At 71.3% G+C, this 15,963-nt stretch carries 17 protein-coding genes; 5 read left to right on the top strand and 12 right to left on the bottom strand.

What is annotated here, in order from left to right; all coding sequences use genetic code 11:
- Positions 1-19 precede the first annotated feature (19 nt).
- Complete coding sequence (locus ACI2L3_RS22400; protein WP_404754142.1) at positions 20-481, bottom strand: molybdenum cofactor biosynthesis protein MoaE; 462 nt, start codon at positions 479-481, stop codon at positions 20-22.
- A gap of 116 nt (positions 482-597) precedes the next feature.
- Positions 598-1,710: an SDR family oxidoreductase gene (locus tag ACI2L3_RS22395; protein WP_404754141.1), complete on the bottom strand. Its 1,113-nt coding sequence runs from the start codon at positions 1,708-1,710 to the stop codon at positions 598-600.
- Between the two features lie 191 nt (positions 1,711-1,901).
- Here ACI2L3_RS22395 and ACI2L3_RS22390 point away from each other — a divergent pair, with 191 nt between their 5' ends.
- Both ACI2L3_RS22390 and ACI2L3_RS22385 read left to right on the top strand, forming a co-directional pair.
- Complete coding sequence (locus ACI2L3_RS22390; protein WP_404754140.1) at positions 1,902-3,383, top strand: zinc-dependent metalloprotease; 1,482 nt, start codon at positions 1,902-1,904, stop codon at positions 3,381-3,383.
- On the top strand, positions 3,380-3,904 hold the full coding sequence (locus ACI2L3_RS22385; protein WP_404754139.1) for an NUDIX hydrolase: 525 nt from the start codon (positions 3,380-3,382) through the stop codon (positions 3,902-3,904). The genes ACI2L3_RS22390 and ACI2L3_RS22385 overlap by 4 nt, the downstream gene beginning before the upstream one ends.
- 113 nt (positions 3,905-4,017) lie before the next feature.
- Here the strand turns inward: ACI2L3_RS22385 and ACI2L3_RS22380 are convergent, their stop codons facing one another.
- From ACI2L3_RS22380 to ACI2L3_RS22365, 4 genes are all read right to left on the bottom strand, one after another.
- Positions 4,018-4,773, bottom strand: a complete 756-nt coding sequence (locus ACI2L3_RS22380) for an AIM24 family protein (protein WP_404754138.1) — start codon at positions 4,771-4,773, stop codon at positions 4,018-4,020.
- 16 nt (positions 4,774-4,789) lie between these two features.
- Positions 4,790-5,470: an AIM24 family protein gene (locus ACI2L3_RS22375; RefSeq protein ID WP_404754137.1), complete on the bottom strand. Its 681-nt coding sequence runs from the start codon at positions 5,468-5,470 to the stop codon at positions 4,790-4,792.
- 11 nt (positions 5,471-5,481) lie between these two features.
- Positions 5,482-7,158, bottom strand: coding sequence for a TerD family protein (locus tag ACI2L3_RS22370; protein WP_404754136.1), 1,677 nt, complete (start codon positions 7,156-7,158; stop codon positions 5,482-5,484).
- 117 nt (positions 7,159-7,275) lie between these two features.
- Positions 7,276-7,899: a M48 family metallopeptidase gene (locus ACI2L3_RS22365; protein ID WP_404754135.1), complete on the bottom strand. Its 624-nt coding sequence runs from the start codon at positions 7,897-7,899 to the stop codon at positions 7,276-7,278.
- A gap of 202 nt (positions 7,900-8,101) precedes the next feature.
- Between ACI2L3_RS22365 and ACI2L3_RS22360 the strand changes: the two genes are divergently transcribed.
- Positions 8,102-9,262 carry a TOMM precursor leader peptide-binding protein gene (locus ACI2L3_RS22360; protein WP_404754134.1) on the top strand — a complete coding sequence of 387 codons (1,161 nt, stop codon included), beginning with the start codon at positions 8,102-8,104 and terminating at the stop codon, positions 9,260-9,262.
- 41 nt (positions 9,263-9,303) lie between these two features.
- The gene (locus ACI2L3_RS22355; protein WP_404754133.1) at positions 9,304-10,695 is read left to right on the top strand and encodes an ABC1 kinase family protein; all 1,392 of its coding nucleotides are present in this window, start codon (positions 9,304-9,306) and stop codon (positions 10,693-10,695) included.
- Positions 10,696-10,714: 19 nt separating this feature from the next.
- Here ACI2L3_RS22355 and ACI2L3_RS22350 read toward each other — a convergent pair whose 3' ends face one another.
- The 5 genes from ACI2L3_RS22350 to ACI2L3_RS22330 all read right to left on the bottom strand — a co-directional run bounded on the left by ACI2L3_RS22350 (position 10,715) and on the right by ACI2L3_RS22330 (position 14,665).
- Complete coding sequence (locus tag ACI2L3_RS22350) at positions 10,715-10,906, bottom strand: hypothetical protein (RefSeq protein WP_404754132.1); 192 nt, start codon at positions 10,904-10,906, stop codon at positions 10,715-10,717.
- 131 nt (positions 10,907-11,037) lie between these two features.
- Complete coding sequence (locus ACI2L3_RS22345) at positions 11,038-11,361, bottom strand: hypothetical protein (RefSeq protein ID WP_404754131.1); 324 nt, start codon at positions 11,359-11,361, stop codon at positions 11,038-11,040.
- Positions 11,358-11,726, bottom strand: coding sequence for a WhiB family transcriptional regulator (locus tag ACI2L3_RS22340; protein WP_404754130.1), 369 nt, complete (start codon positions 11,724-11,726; stop codon positions 11,358-11,360). Before ACI2L3_RS22340 ends, ACI2L3_RS22345 begins: the two co-directional genes overlap by 4 nt.
- A 169-nt stretch (positions 11,727-11,895) precedes the next feature.
- A complete protein-coding gene (locus ACI2L3_RS22335; protein WP_404754129.1) occupies positions 11,896-12,234 on the bottom strand; it encodes a hypothetical protein in 339 nt (112 codons plus the stop codon).
- Positions 12,235-12,397: 163 nt separating this feature from the next.
- Positions 12,398-14,665: an ATP-dependent DNA helicase UvrD2 gene (locus ACI2L3_RS22330; protein ID WP_404754128.1), complete on the bottom strand. Its 2,268-nt coding sequence runs from the start codon at positions 14,663-14,665 to the stop codon at positions 12,398-12,400.
- Positions 14,666-14,755: 90 nt separating this feature from the next.
- On the opposite strand from ACI2L3_RS22330, the gene ACI2L3_RS22325 reads away from it, so the two are divergent.
- Positions 14,756-14,998 (top strand): mycoredoxin, encoded by a 243-nt coding sequence (locus ACI2L3_RS22325; protein WP_404754127.1) that lies wholly within the window; start codon positions 14,756-14,758, stop codon positions 14,996-14,998.
- Between the two features lie 5 nt (positions 14,999-15,003).
- Here ACI2L3_RS22325 and nudC read toward each other — a convergent pair whose 3' ends face one another.
- Entirely contained in the window at positions 15,004-15,951 is a 948-nt protein-coding gene (nudC, locus tag ACI2L3_RS22320; RefSeq protein ID WP_404754126.1) for an NAD(+) diphosphatase, read from the bottom strand.
- Positions 15,952-15,963: the final 12 nt, after the last annotated feature.

The following is a 15,963-nucleotide window of genomic DNA, read 5'->3' as shown; positions in this document are numbered from 1 at the left end:
CCGGTCACACGGTGAGGCGCTACGCGCCCACCCATTCCTCCTTGCCGTCCGAGAAACGCTGGTGCTTCCAGATCGGCACCTCGTGCTTGAGGTCGTCGATCAGCTGGCGGCAGGCGTCGAAGGCCTCGGCGCGGTGCGGGCAGGAGACGGCCACGACCACCGCGAGATCGCCGACGGCGAGGTCCCCGACGCGGTGCACCGCGGCGAGGGCCCGCACCGGGTACGCGGCGACGACCTTCTCGGCCACCCGGCGCATCTCGGCCTCGACGGTGGGGTGTGCCGAGTACCCCAGCTCGTCGACGTCCGCGCCGCCGTCGTGATTGCGCACGGTCCCCACGAAGAGCGCCGTGCCGCCCGCCGCGTCGTCACCGACGGCCCGGAAGACCTCGTCCAGGGAGAGCGGGGCGTCACGGATCGCAAGGAGTCGGATCGGGTCCTGCGCGGCCTGCTCGCCGGGGTGGTCCATCGTGGTGCGTGCCATGCGGCCATGGTGCCGCACGGCACGGTCATCGCGGAATAGACCTTTCGCCCGGCACGCACGCGTGCCGCCTTGGAGCTCCCTACAGGGACTGCCTCCGGACGGCGACCCGGCGCGTCTCAGATCCTCCGCCGCGCCTTCCGCGCCCTGCGCACCACCGCCGCGGCACCCAGCAGGGCGACCGTCGCGCCGGCCGCGCCCGCGGCCGTGGCGTCCTTGCGCCCGAGCCGCCGGCCGGCCACGGTGCGCCGCCCGGAGACCTCTTCGAGCAGCTCCGCGAGGACTTCCTCGTTGGTCCACTGCGGCCGCCATCCGGCGTCGTGCAGCCCGCTGACGCTGACCACCCAGGGGTACATCGTGTACGCCAGGTCACCGGCCGGGGACGGGGTCAGGCCGATGCGGTGCAGCCGGGCGGCGGCGCCGAGCGCGACCGTCGAGGGCAGCTCCATGCGCCGGATTCCGCTGAGCTCCTCGACCTCCTCCTGCTCCAGCCAGCCGTCGCAGCCGACGGCGAGCTCGCCGTCGACCTTCTCCAGGACGGCGTACTCCAGAGCGCTGCACAGGTCCTCGACGTGGCAGAACTGCCAGGCGGGGCGGGACCCCGCCACGACCAGGAGCCGGGGCGACTCGAAGTAGCGCGTGAGGGCCGTGTCCGTACCGCCGACCAGGATCGCGGGCCGCACGACGGTGACGTTGAGACCGGGGTGCGCGCGGGGCGCCCGGCGGGCCAGGCGTTCGACCTCCAGGAGGTCGCCGACACCGGTGGCCTCCGCGGTGGCGCGCAGTTCGGCGTCTTCGGAGAGGGGCAGTTCGTTGTCGGGCAGCGCTCCATAGACCATCGCCGACGTGCAGAGCACGACTCGGTGCACACCGGCCGCCGCGGCCGCGGTCAGCACGGTCTGGGTGCCTCGTACATTGTACGCGGTGCGGGCCGCGGCGTCCGTCTCCAGGTCGAGATCGAGCGCCAGGTGCACCACGACGTCCGCCCCGCGCAGCTTCTCCGCGATGGCCGGATCCCGTACGTCCAGGATGTGCCACTGCGCCTGCGTACAGTCGCCCCGGCGCTCGTCGATGGCGATGACCTGCTTGATCGCCTCCGATGCGGCGAGGCGCTCGGTCAGCAGCGCGCCCACTCCGGAGGCGGCGCCGGTCACGGCGACCACGGGGCCTCGGACGGGGGCCGGGGTTGAGGGGTTTCGCGCTGCGCGAACCTGTGGATCTGGGGAACTCACCGGGCGTCTCCAGCGGTTGTCTTCAGTACGTACGTGTATGACGCGTACGTACCAGGTGGCATCCATCCTGCCGCAGGCCATGAGTCGGCGAAGCACCGAGGCCCGAACCCGTCACGGTGTCTACGCTGGGTGGTGTTGTAGGGCAGCCGCCGCCGGAACGATACCGGCGGCCTGACGAGCCGAGGAATCCCGTGAGTGACACCCCATTCGGATTCGGCCTTCCGCCGGAGGAGCCGGAAGACGGCGACGAGGGCAAGAAGAAGGGATCCCCTGGAGAGGGACAGAGCGGGGGCCAGGGCGGGCAGGGCGCCGGTGGCCCCGCGAACCCGTTCGGTTTCGGGGGGTTCCCCGGAATGGGCGGGCCGGGCGGCGGTGACAATCCGTTCGCCGCGATGTTCGGTTCCATGAACCCGACCGATCTGGGCGCCGCGTTCCAGCAGCTCGGCCAGATGCTCTCGTACGAGGGCGGCCCGGTGAACTGGGACATGGCCAAGGACATCGCCCGCCAGACCGTGTCGCAGGGCACGGCGGACGGCACCAAGGACGCCAGCGTCGGCCCCGCCGAGCGCTCCGCCGTCGAGGAGGCCGTGCGCCTGGCCGACCTGTGGCTGGACGACGCGACGTCGCTGCCGTCCGGGTCCGGCACGGCCGTGGCGTGGAGCCGCGCCGAGTGGGTCGAGGCGACCCTGCCGGTCTGGAAGGAGCTCGTCGACCCGGTCGCCGAGCGCGTCGGCCTGGCCATGGGCGACGTGCTGCCCGAGGAGATGCAGGCCATGGCGGGCCCGCTGATCGGCATGATGCGCTCCATGGGCGGCGCCATGTTCGGCCAGCAGATCGGCCAGGCCGTCGGCGTGCTCGCGGGCGAGGTCGTCGGCTCCACCGACATCGGCCTTCCGCTCGGCCCGTCCGGCAAGGCCGCGCTGCTCCCGGTGAACATCGAGGCCTTCGGCAAGGACCTGGGCATCGACAAGAACGAGGTGCGGCTCTACCTGGCGCTGCGCGAGGCCGCCCACCAGCGGCTCTTCGCCCACGTCCCGTGGCTGCGCTCGCACCTGTTCGGCGCCGTCGAGGGCTACGCCCGCGGGATCAAGGTCGACACGGCCAAGCTGGAGGACGTGGTCGGCCAGCTCGACCCTCAGAACCCGGAGCAGCTGCAGGAAGCGCTCCAGCAGGGCATGTTCCAGCCGGAGGACACCCCCGCCCAGAAGGCCGCTCTGGCGCGCCTGGAGACGGCTCTCGCGCTCGTGGAGGGCTGGGTGGACGCGGTGGTCCACGCGGCCGCGAAGCCCCGCCTGTCGTCCGCCGACGCCCTCCGGGAGACGCTGCGCCGCCGCCGCGCGACGGGTGGCCCCGCGGAGCAGACGTTCGCCACGCTGATCGGCCTGGAGCTGCGCCCGCGCCGGCTGCGGGACGCCTCGCGCCTGTGGGCCTCGCTCACGGACGCACGCGGTGTCGACGGCCGCGACGGCCTGTGGGAGCACCCGGACATGCTGCCGACTGCCTCCGACCTGGACGACCCGGACGGCTTCGTCCACCGCGAGCAGCTGGACTTCTCCGAGCTGGACAAGATGCTCGGCGAGGCGGCGGGCGGCGGCTCCTCCGCCAAGCCGGACCTGAAGAAGGACGAGGGCGACGAGGGCGACGAGCGGCCCTCCGAGGGCGACGACAAGTGAGCCTGTACGACGACACGGTCCTCGTGCTCAAGGGGTACGAGGACCAGCCCGAACTGCGCCAGGCCTACCTGGACCACCTGTCCGCGCACGGTGACGACGGCATGTGGAAGGCCTGCACGGACGGGCACGTGACGGCCAGCGCCCTGGTGGTCGACCCGTCCCGTGGGCGCGTACTGCTGACCCTGCACAAGAAGCTGCGGATGTGGCTCCAGATGGGCGGCCACTGCGAGCCGGGCGACACGACCCTGGCCGCTGCGGCGCTGCGTGAGGCCACGGAGGAGTCCGGCGTGCCCGGCCTGACGCTCCTCGCGGGCGGCCCGGTCCGCCTGGACAGGCACCCGATCCCGGGCCCGTGCACCCGGCACCTCGACGTCCAGTACGCCGCGCTCGCCCCGTCCGACGCGGTCGAGGCGATCAGCGACGAGTCACTGGACCTGCGCTGGTTCGCGTACGACGAGGTGGCGGGGGTGGCGGACGAGTCGGTGGTACGGCTGGTGGAGGCGACGAGGGCACGCCTGTAGGGCGTGCCCCGTCAGGGGCGCGGGGAACTGCGCGACCAGCCACATACGGCCCGCAGATCCCCGCGCCCCTCAGTTCCGATGGGTTCCGGTGGGTTCCGGTGGGTTTCCGGTGGCTAACTCCAGACGTTGCCCTGGTTCTGCCCCCGAGCCCCTTGCTGGCCCACACCGAACTGCGCCTGGGCGCCCCGCCCGATGACCGCGTTCTGGGGCGGCAGCATCTCGCTGGGCTGGACGAGGGCGTAACCCTGGCCCATGAAGCTGAGCTCCCAGCCCTCACCCGTGTTGCCGCGGCGCCGCCAGACACCCGAGGAATGGGTCTGGGCCTGCATCTGGACGCGCAGGCCGTTGGACCAGGCGACGATCGCGTCGGCGTCCGCGTTGACGTACCGGTCGGGCGTGACCTGCAGCATCAGCGGCTGGCCCGACGTCATCAGGGCGACCTTGCCGCGCCCTGAGATGTTGAGCTGGTACTTGCCGGAGCCGGAGATGCCGTACTGGCTGTCGACGGCGATGACCTGGTGGGTCAGCGACGAGTCCATCGCGAGGACGTAGCTGCTGTCCACGGTCAGGCCGTCCTGGTCCACATCCACTACGTGGATGTACTGGGCGAGGTTGGCGAGATAGACCGTGCCCTGGCCGTGGCAGCGCATCAGGTCCAGGCCCTCGCCGGTGTGCGCGCGGGCCCGCTGGTTGCCCTGGCTCTGGTACTCGGCGTCGAACTCGATCAGCCCCTGGTAGGCGACCATCGACCCCTTGCGGGCCAGGACGTCGTCGTGGCCTTCCAGGGCGACCCGCAGCAGCTGCGGGTTCTGGACGGAGTAGCGCTCCTGGGTCTGCTGCTCGGCGTGTGCGAAAAGTGGGCTCTGCATGGTGTTGTGCTCCCCCTCAGCCCCGTGCTCGGAGACGGTCGGTGCTGTCCTCGCTGGGCTGTACGACGACGATGCCCTCTCCGGAGAAGCCCATCTGGTAGGCCTCGCCGCTGCCGCGCCCGATGAGGGAGCCGGCCTTGAAGCTGCGCTTGCCCTTGACCTTGAGGTTCGGGGACCAGGCGATCAGGGCGTCCGGGTCGACGTACGTCTCGTCCTCGCCGCGGCCGCAGTCGACGACGATCGGGGTGCCCCGGGACGTCAGCGCCACCCAGCCCTGACCGGAGATCTTGATGTTCCACAGGCCCTGCCCGGCGAACTTGGCCATGCCCTTGACCCGCTCGACGCCCCACTGGAGGGACGTGTCGAAGGCGAGGAGGTTGGTGCCGTTCACCGAGAGGGAGTCGCCCGCCAGGTTGATGACGACGACGTCCGCTCCGTAGTCGGCGAGGTAGAGGAGACCGTCTCCGGAGCACTTCATCAAGGGCGCGCCCTCGCCGGTCATCCACTCGCGCGCGACCTGGCGGACGGCGGGCGGATTCGGCTCGTACTGCACGAACCCTTCGTAGGCGACCATCGAGCCCACGCGCGCGAGGAGGTCGTTGCCGGTCTGCATGGCCACCTTGACCATGTGGTGGCCGTGGTTCTCCATGCGGGCGGCGACGGGTGCGGGAGCAAAGCCCGCGAGCTGCTGATTCATGACGGGCTCCCTCAGACCTCGTACGGCTGGACGACGATGAAATTGCCGGGCGCGCCGCGGAACTGGAGGTTCACGCTCTCCCCCGTGGACCCCGCGTACGCGTTGCTGCGCAGCCGGACCTGGCTGGAAACGATCGCCTGGGCGGCGGCCGACCAGGCGACGACGGCGTGGCAGTCGGCGAAGGTCGTCGGCGTGACGGGCAGCACGACGGGCACACCGTGGGTCTTCACGATGACGGTGCCGGTGCCCTGGAACTGCATGACGAACAGCGCGCCACCGGGGATGCCGTGGCCCTCGATCCTGCGCACCTCGTGCTGGAGCGACTCGTCGAAGGCGAGGACGTTCTCCGCCGAGACACAGATCGCGTCGCCCTGGAGTTCGATGGGGTGCAAGTGAGTGCCTTCCTCGGCGAGGAAGACCTGTCCACGGCCCGAGCAGCGCATCAGCTGCATCTCCTGGCCGGTGGAGTTGCCCACGATGCGCCCGGCGAAGCCCGCGCCCTTGTAGCTGAACTCGACCTTGCCCTGGTAGAGCACCATGCTGCCCTGGCGGGCGAGGATCGGCTGGTCGGCGACGCCCAGGTCGACGCGGACCAGCTTCTCGTTCTGCTGCGTCCAGCGCTGGCCGGTGGGGGCCTCGCGGTACTTCTGGAGGGCCGCGGCCACACCGGCGCCCTGCGGTGCCGCACCCTGCGGGGCGGCGGGCTGGCCGGGGTACTGGCCGACGGGGGGCTGCTGCCCGTAGCCGGGCGGCGGCACGGGGGCGGCGGGCTGCTGGCCGTAGCCGGGCGGCGGGGGCGGGGTCTGGCCCGGCATCTGCTGCTGGCCGGGGACCTGGCCGAATTGCGGCTGCTGCGGAGGCTGCTGACCGGGCTGGCCGTACGGCGAGGGGGCCGTCGGCGGCTGGTGCATGGGGGCCACGACGGTCTGCGCGGCGTGCACCGACGGGTCCGCGGGAGCGGGCGGCGGGGGCGGGGTGGCGCCCTGCGGCGGCGCGAAGTTCTGCACAGGAGCCGGGGCCGGGGCCGGAGCCGGGGCGGGTGCGGGCACCTGGGGCGGCGCGGCGGCCGCGGGGGCGCCGAACGCGGGCGGTGCCTCGGCCTGCGCGGGCGGCGCGAAGGAGGGCGCGGCGGCCTGCGGCTGCGGGGCGGCGGGCTCCTCCTCGGCGACCTCGCCGCCGAAGTTCCTCAGGAGCGCGTCGAGCCCGCCGTCGAAGCCCTGGCCGATCGCGGCGAAGCGCCAGACGTCCTTCATGTAGAAGTCGCCCAGCATGACGGCGCGCTCCGTGGAGAACTCCGCGCCGCTGAAGGCGTAGCGCGCCACTTCCTCGCCGCCCGCGACGATGCGCACGTACCCGGAGACGACCTGCGACATCTGTCCGGCACCGTCGATGGTCGCCGTGAACGACAGCCGCTGGATCTGCGGCGGGATGCGGTCGAGGGTGACCCGGAAGGACTCGGTGTCGCCCGCCTGGGCGCCCAGGAGCTGGATCGACTCCTCGGGTGACTTCGGCTGGTTGAAGAAGATGAAGTAACGGTCGTCCGAGAGCCGCTCGCTCGCGTCGAGGCCGAAGCAGCTGATGTCGAACGTCAGTCCCGGTGCGGAGATCTGCACGCCGACGTACAGATCGGTGCCCGCGGTGAGGTCACTGACCTTGGCCTTGTGGCCGCGTTGGAATTCCCTGGCCATACGTAACGACCGTCCCCCATCCCGAATGTGAATGCGTCGCGTCAGGCTAACCGCAAAGTCCGACGACGGGCGAAGCCGGTACAGACCCGCTACACAACCGCGAGACGCGGCGGACGTTCACTCCTCGCGGGCGGCGGGAAGATGGGGCAGCCGACCGGCCGCGACCACCCCTTCGAGGTACCCCCGCGCCCGCTCGGTGCGGGGATAGGCCTCCAGGAGCCGCCAGAAACGGGGCCCGTGGCCGGGGACGAGAAGGTGGGCGAGCTCGTGGACGAGCACGTAGTCCACGACGTACTCGGGCATGCCCTGCAACCGGTGCGAAAGACGGATGCTGCCCTCAGCCGGGGTGCAGGAACCCCAGCGGGTGTTCTGGTTCGTGACCCAGCGAACGGAGGCCGGCCTGGCGCGGCCGCCGAAGTACTGCTCCGACAGCTGCCCGGCGCGCTCGGCGAGCTCCGTGTCGCCGAGGAGGCGCTTGCTCTCCTGGGCCGCGAGCTTGTCGAGCATCACGTTGACCCAGCGCTGCTCCTCGGCCTCGGACATGCGGGCCGGGATGAGGACGACGGTGCGGTCGCCCTCCCGGTACGCGGAGACCGTTCTGCGGCGACGGGCGCTCCGCCGGACCTCGACCGCACTGGCCCCCGCACCGGAGGGTGACGGGCTGGTCGTGCTGCGCTGTGGAGCTCCGGCGCGACGCACCGAGGTCTCCCCAGCGACGCGAGAGGACGGGTCGGCGGGCACGCCCCGACGTTACCCGCTGGGCATGGGGGAAGTCCCGCCTCCGGGACGGTTCGGCGCTGTTCCGCTCCCCGTGCGTCTGATTAGTACGACGAATACCCACCGCCTGTGGACAACGCGACGCGGGCGTTCGGTGAGGCGGGCATTCTGGCATTCGATCGACGCGGCGAACGGGACCGCGACGGCCGGCCGACGGGGGACGACCATGACGAGCGCACCGACCACACATCCGATCCTGAAGCCCGCGCTGCGGCGCGGCTGGCGGGACCTGAGCACCGTGCAGTTCGGGGTGGCGCCCGCGCACGCCCTGGTGCTCGGCCCGATGGACACGGCGACGAGCAGCTTCCTGACCCTGCTGGACGGCACCCGCGGAGTGCCGCTCCTGCGCGAGGAGGCCCGGCGGATGGGACTGCCCGACGGGCACGTGGACAGACTCCTGGGCGAGCTCGCGCGGGCCGGCCTCCTCGACGACTCGACGGGCGGCGGCCCCGCGGCCGACGCGCTGCGTGAGCAGGGTGAGGTCATGGACCGGCTGCGCGCCGATCTGGCCTCGCTGTCGCTCCTGTCGCCCGAGCCGGGCGACGCTATGGCGAAGGTCGCGGCGCGGCGCGCGATGCGGGTGCGGGTCAGGGGCGCGGGGCGGGTCGGCGCCGTGGTGGCCTCCGTGCTGGCGGGCGCGGGCGTCGGCCGCGTCGATGTGCTGGACGGCGGGCATGTACAGCCGTGGGACGTCGCACCGGGCGGGCTGCCCGCCGAGTCCGTCGGGGAGCGCAGAGACACGACCGCGCGCCGGATCGTGCGGCAGTCGGCACCCGGCAGGCCACCTCGGCAACCGCGCCCGTCCGCCGACTCCGACGGGGAAGCGGCCCTGTCTCTCGTGATCATCGCTCCGAGGGACGGCCTGGATGCGTACGCTCCCGCACCCGCCACGGCCGAGGAGCTGCTCGCGTCCGGTATCCCGCATCTCTACGCCGGAGTGATCGAAGGGACCGGAGTGGTGGGCCCCTTGGTCCTGCCGGGGACGACCGCGTGTGCCGAGTGTCTGTTCCGGCAGCGCGCGGACCGCGATCCCACCTGGCCCCGGATGCTGGCCCAGTGGCGCTCCGGGCCCGCGCGCCAGGCACCGGCGTGCGACCTGGCCCTGTCCACGTCGGTCGCCGGGCTTGCGGCGGGGCATGCCCTCGCCTTCCTGGACGGCGCCTCACCGGCCGACGCGGGGGTGCGCTGGACGGCCTCTGTCCCCGGATTCGAGTGGCGCTCGAGCCCGATTTGGCCGCATCCATCATGCTCTTGTGGGGCGGGTGTGTCCGTTAAGGGGGATCGGCCCACCGCTGACACGGAGCCGCACGCAACAATGGCCGGGTAACCGCCTGAGAAGGCGCGGCTGTCTGGGATTTGGAGGGGCGCATGTCTGATCTTCCCCGGAAGGCGGTCACCCGAACCGCCAAACTGGCCGCACTGCCACTCGGCTTCGCGGGGCGGGCGACCTGGGGGCTCGGCAAGCGGATCGGGGGCAAGTCGGCGGAGATCGTGGGGCGCGAGCTGCAGCAGCGCACGGCCGAGCAGCTCTTCAAGGTCCTCGGCGAGCTGAAGGGCGGTGCCATGAAGTTCGGGCAGGCGCTGTCCGTCTTCGAGTCCGCGCTGCCGGAGGAGATCGCGGGACCGTATCGTGCGGCCCTGACGAAGCTGCAGGAAGCGGCGCCCCCGATGCCGACCCGCACCGTGCACTCCGTTCTCGAGGAGCGGCTGGGCGAGGACTGGCGCGATCTTTTCCTGGAGTTCGAGGAGAAGCCGGCGGCCGCGGCGTCCATCGGGCAGGTCCACCGGGCCGTCTGGTCGGACGGCCGTGAGGTGGCGGTCAAGGTCCAGTACCCGGGGGCGGGCGAGGCGCTGCTCTCCGACCTCAACCAACTCAGCCGGTTCGCCCGGCTCCTGGGACCGCTGATACCGGGGATGGACATAAAGCCCCTCATCGCGGAGTTGCGCGACCGTGTGTCTGAGGAGCTCGACTACGCCTTGGAGGCGCAGGCCCAGCAGGCGCATGCGGACGAGTTCGCGGACGACCCGGACGTGGTGGTGCCCCAGGTGGTGCACCAGGGCGAGCAGGTCCTGGTGACCGAGTGGATGGAGGGGACGCCTCTCTCGGAGGTGATCTCCGACGGCACACAGGAGCAGCGCGACCGGGCGGGCCAGCTGCTGGCCCGCTTCCTCTTCTCCGGGCCGACGCGCACGGGGCTGCTGCACGCCGACCCGCACCCAGGCAACTTCCGCCTGCTCCACGACGAGAAGGCTGGGTACCGCCTCGGTGTCCTCGACTTCGGCACGGTCGACCGGCTGCCCGACGGGCTGCCCCCGACCATCGGGAGGTCGCTGCGGCTGACGCTGGAGGACGAGGCCGACGCCGTCTACGACATGTTGTGCGAGGAGGGCTTCGTCAAGGAGTCCGTCGATCTGGAACCGCAGGCGGTGCTCGACTACCTGCTGCCGATCATCGAGCCCGTAGCGGTAGACGAGTACACGTTCACACGTGCCTGGATGCGCAAGAACGCGGCCCGGCTGGCCGATGTCCGCTCCCCCGCCTACCAGTTGGGCCGGTATCTGAACCTGCCTCCGGCGTATCTGCTGATCCACCGCGTCACGATCAGCACGATCGGGGTGCTGTGCCAGCTGGGCGCGACGGTACGGATGCGGGACGAGTTGGAGGAGTGGCTGCCCGGCTTCGTGGAGGAGACGGAGGAGCTCGAGGAGGCAGGGGAGGCCGAGGAGATCGAGGAGGAGGGCGCGGCGGTGGAGGCCTGAGCCTCGGAAGGTCCGCCGCTCACCACCAGTCGGAGTCGAGGCGTCCTTCGATGGCTCTGAGGTTCTCGCGCGAGCAGGCGTCGCAGAAGTAGTGACGGGTGCCGTTCTCCACGGAGCAGGTCCAGGTCGGTGGTGTGCCTTCGGCGACCGTGCCGCAGCGGGAGCAGACGAGGTTCGCCGTCTCCGCGGGCCGGGGATTCTGCTGGTCCACCGGCCGACCATATCGCCGTACCGAGGTGTTCGCCGAGTTCAACGCACGGAGCACAACACACTGCGGGGGACGGTCCGTTCGGACCGTCCCCCGCGGGCTTCTGTCGTCGTGGCGTCGCGCCTTCGCGGCTCTTACTGCATGACCGCGATGGCGAGCGCGCGCCGGGCACGCAGCGAGGCGCGCTCCGCGCGGCGCTGCATACGGCGGGCCGCCAGCAGGCGCTGGGCCGGGCGCTGGGCGTCGGCCTCACGCATGCGTTCGTGCATATGCGCACGAGCCATGGCTTCTGGGATGAGTTGCATCTCACGGGTCCTGTTCTGGCGCGGGACGTGCGCGCCGGTGGTGGTGAAGTCTGGGGTCGCGGAGCCGGCGGGCTCGCGGGTGGCTGCCTTCATCGGGGCCTGCTTCTTGGGGTCGTGCGTGAGGGGGCGGTCGATGGTTCCGGCGGTGTTCATGCGACGACCGGGTTCTTGCGCGGGCGGCCACGGGGCCGCTTGCGGGCAACGACTACTCCCTGGACGAACAGCTCGCCGCCCCAGACGCCCCACGGCTCACGCCGCTCCTTGGCGCCGGCGAGGCAGGCCTCCATCAGCGGGCAGGTCCGGCAGAGGGACTTGGCGTACTCGACGTCGGCCGGGGACTCCGCGAAGAAGACCTCCGGGTCGTAGGCACGGCAGGGGACGGGTACGCCGAGGTTCTCGATGGCGTCGTCGAGCGCGGTGAGCGCGGTGAGGGGAGTCAAGGCCGGGTCCTCCGTGGGTGTGGGCGGGGTGATCGCTTGTGAAGGCGGTACGGACGGGGCGTGCGCTTCGAGTTGCACGGTGGTGTTTTCCTCGTCTGGTCGTGCCGGCCTGGGTCGGCCGGTTGGCGGCTGGTACCGGGTCTTGCTGTCGGCCCCTTCGCTCTGTCTCCCTGTTTTGGGGAAAACAGAAGGGCCGCGGATCCCGGGTGGGGTTCCGCGGCCCTGAAGGCGCCGGTCTGATCGAGGATCAGACTGGATCACTCCAGGGTTCGAGCCCACGGAAGGCCCACATCGTGTGGTGCTGCGTCGTCTGCTTCCGGAATCCGGCACCGGCTGCCGCAAAGGCATAGGCCTGGGCCTGCGCCTCCGCTACTGCTGCTTCCGGTGCCTTGGTCGGTCGCTCATTGCCCTCATTGGCCACGCTGACGCGAAGACCGGCGAGAGGCAGGGAGGACATCGGACGCATGGCGGGAATGCCGCCGGACAGACCGGTGCCCTGGTTCGAGCAGCCGAGCAGGCAGGAAGCGACGACCGAGCGATCGGTCATTTTCGCGGTGCTGATGAAGCTCTCGTTGATGCTGATCACTGGAATTCGCCTCCTCTCGGCGTCTAGGGGATCGACCGGAACCGATCCTGCGGGCTATCAAGTACAGCACGGAACCGGGGCTTCGGAGAAGCCGCCGTTTCCGTGTTAAGAACCTATGGGTCTTCGTCGCGCATGCGCAAACTATTTTTTCGACGAGTTTGAATCATTCCTCATCGGCGCCCCTTACACGCTCCTGACCTGCGCAGATGGCGAGGACGTCGGCTCCGAAGCGGTGGAACTTACGGACCCCGACCCCGGGGATCCGGGCCAGCTCGCCCTCGTCGTCGGGCACGGCCTCCGCGATGGCGATCAAGGTTTTGTCCGTGAAGACGCAGTAGGCGGGCTGTCCCAGCTCCCTCGCCTGGCCGGCCCGCCACTCCCGCAACCGCTCGTAGAGCCCTTCGTCCATGTCGGACGGGCAGTCCTCGCACCGCATGAGCTTCATCTCGCCCGCGTCGGTCAGGGTCCGGCCGCAGACCCGGCAGCGGGCCGGGGTACGGCTCTTCCGCTCGCGTCTGCCCGCCGTCGTGCCCGCCGCGCCGCCGCTGCCGCGCTCGACACCACCGGGACCGCCACCCGCGGCGCGGGCGGCCGAACCCGCTCCGGAGCCCGGTCGCAGGCCGTCCAGGAAGCAGCTGGGGCGCCGGTTCGGACGGCCGCCCGGCGACCGGGAGAGGGCCCAGGAGAGGGAGAGGTGGACGCGGGCGCGGGTCACCCCCACATAGAGGAGGCGGCGCTCTTCCTCGATCTGCTCGTCCGTCTTGGCGTACGTGATCGGCATCATGCCTTCGGCGAGGCCCACCAGGAACACGGCGTCCCACTCCAGGCCCTTGGCCGCGTGCAGCGAGGCGAGGGTGACGCCCTCGACGGTGGGCGCGTGCTGGGCGTTCGCCCGCTCGTCGAGCTCGGCCACGAGGTCGGCGAGGGTCGCCTCCGGCCTGGCCCGCGAGAAGTCCTCGGCGAGCCGCACCAGCGCGGCCAGCGACTCCCAACGGTCGCGGACTGCCCCGGAGCCCGCGGGCGGCTCGGTCGTCCAGCCCTTGGTGGAGAGCACGGCACGCACCTGGGAGGGCAGGTCCACCACGTCGTCGAGGAGGGCGTCGTTGCCTCCGAAGCGGGCGGCGCCGCGCAGGGCCGCGCCCGCTTCACGCACCTCGGTGCGCTCGAAGAACCGCTCGGCGCCGCGGAGCTGATAGGGCACGCCCGCGTCGGCGAGCGCCTGTTCGTAGATCTCCGACTGCGAGTTCGTACGGAAGAGGATCGCGATCTCGCTGGCGGGGACGCCGTCGGCCAGGAGGGCACGGATGCGGCGGGCGGCGCCTTCGGCCTCGGCCGGCTCGTCCGCGTACTCCGTGTAGACCGGCTCGGTGCCGGGCTCGCGCTGGGAGATCAGCTCCAGGCGGTGGTCGGCGGCGCGGCCGCGGGCCTGGGACAGCAGGCCGTTGGCGAGATGGACCACCTGGGGGGTGGAGCGGTAGTCACGGACCAGTTTGACGACCGTCGCCCCGGGGTGGCGGGTGCGGAAGTTCAGCAGGTGGTCGGGGGTCGCGCCGGTGAAGGAGTAGATCGTCTGGCTGGCGTCGCCGACCACGCACAGGTTGTCCCGCTCGCCGAGCCACAGCTCCAGGAGGCGCTGCTGGAGCGGGCTCACGTCCTGGTACTCGTCCACCACGAAGTGCTGGTACTGGGATCGGACCTGCTCGGCGATGTCGTGCCGGTCCTGGAGGATGCCGACGGCGAGCAGCAGCACGTCCTCGAAGTCGATGACGGCGCGGTCGCGCTTGAGGTCCTCGTACGCGGCGTAGAGCTGGGCGATCTCGGCCGGGTCGCGCGGGACGTCGCGGCCCGACTTCGCGGCCGCGGCCGCGTAGTCCGAGGGGACGGTCTGGGTGACCTTGGACCACTCGATCTCGCTGGTGAGGTCGCGCAGCTCATTGCGGTCGAGGCGGATGCGGCAGGCGGCGGCCGCGTCCGCGACGAGCTTGATCTTGCGGTCGACGATCCGGGGCAGCGGGCCACCGACTGCTTTCGGCCAGAAGAACTGGAGCTGGCGCAGGGCCGCGGAGTGGAACGTCCGGGCCTGGACGCCGGAGGCACCGAGCTGGCGGAGGCGGCCGCGCATCTCGCCCGCGGCGCGATTGGTGAAGGTGACGGCCAGCACACTGGCGGGCTGCAGCATTCCGGCGCGCACCCCATAGGCGATCCGGTGCGTGATCGCGCGGGTCTTGCCGGTGCCCGCGCCCGCCAGGACGCACACCGGCCCGTGCAGGGCGGTGGCGACCTCGCGCTGCTCCGGGTCGAGCCCGTCGAGCACCGCGTCAGGGGAGTCCGGGACCTGCGGGAAGAGGGTGGAGTGCGTTGCTGATGTCACCCAGCCAGCTTGCCAGGTCGCAAGGGGCGGACGAGCCGGTTGTCCACAGGGGGACGTCACCGGTCGTACTAATGCGGGAATGGTGGCCGGGTCGCGTACGTTCGACCCATTGCGATGACGCACCCCGAGCAACGAAGGAGCACACGAGACATGCCGGGCACTGTGACGATGTACAGCACCACATGGTGCGGCTACTGCCGCCGCCTCAAGGGCCAGATGGACCGTGAGGGCATCGCGTACACCGAGGTCAACATCGAGCACGACCCGGACTCCGCGGCCTTCGTCGAGAAGGCGAACGGCGGAAACCAGACGGTTCCCACCGTTCTCTTCCCGGACGGCTCGACGCTCACGAACCCCTCGCTGGCGCAGGTCAAGCAGAAGCTGGCCGTCTGAGCGGCTTAGCCGACGGTCCCCGGCTTCGGCAGGGGCTTGCCGTACCAGAGCTCGATCAGCCGGGCCGCAATCGAGATTCCGTAGGGAGGCAGGACCTCCCCGGACTCGAATGCGGCCCGCAGCTCTTCCCGGGAGAACCAGCGGGCCTCGTGGATCTCCTCGCCGTCGACGTTGATCTCCGATGAGGTGGCGTCGGCCATGAAGCCCAGCATCAGGCTGGACGGGAAGGGCCAGGGCTGGCTCGCGACGTACTCGACGTCGCCGACCGTGACACCCGCCTCTTCGAAGACCTCGCGCCGCACCGACTGCTCGATGGACTCCCCCGGCTCGACGAAGCCCGCGAGGGTGGAGAAGCGTCCCTCGGGCCAGTGCATCTGGCGGCCGAGGAGGATGCGGTCCTCGCTGTCCCTGACCGCCATGATCACGGCGGGGTCCGTGCGCGGGTAGTGCTCGGCGCCGCAGGCCTGGCAGCGGCGGATGTGGCCGGCCGCCGCGATGATCGTGCGCTCGCCGCAGCGCGAGCAGAAGCGGTGCAGCCGCTGCCAGTTCTCCAGGGCGACGGCATGCACCATCAGGCCCGCGTCCCTGGGCGAGAGCAGAAGCCCCGCCTCGCGCAGTCCGGCCGGGCGCGCCGACTGGTCCATGCGGCCCGGCAGGGTGTCCTTCTGGAGCGCGAAGTAGCTGACGCCGTCGTCGTCCGTGCCCAGGAAGTAGCGGTGCTCCTCGGTGAGGGGCGCTTCAAAGGACGGCGTCATCACCAGTTCGGTGTCGCCCTCGGGCGTCTCGTCGATGAGCACCTGGCCGCCGGAGACCACGAAGACCCGGGTCGTGGGATGGCTCCAGGCGGCGGCCAGCCACGCCTCGTCCATGCGGTGGTGCGCCGCGCGGTCGATGCCGCTCGGCGCGGTCAGCGAGACGGGCCGGTCTGCGGTGCGGTCGGTCCAGGTGGTCACAGGTGCTTCCAA

This window comes from Streptomyces sp. NPDC029674 (genome assembly GCF_044903205.1).
Taxonomy (GTDB): domain Bacteria; phylum Actinomycetota; class Actinomycetes; order Streptomycetales; family Streptomycetaceae; genus Streptomyces.
Note: the sequence above shows the minus strand (reverse complement) of the source record. Positions and strands in the feature narration are given on the sequence as shown.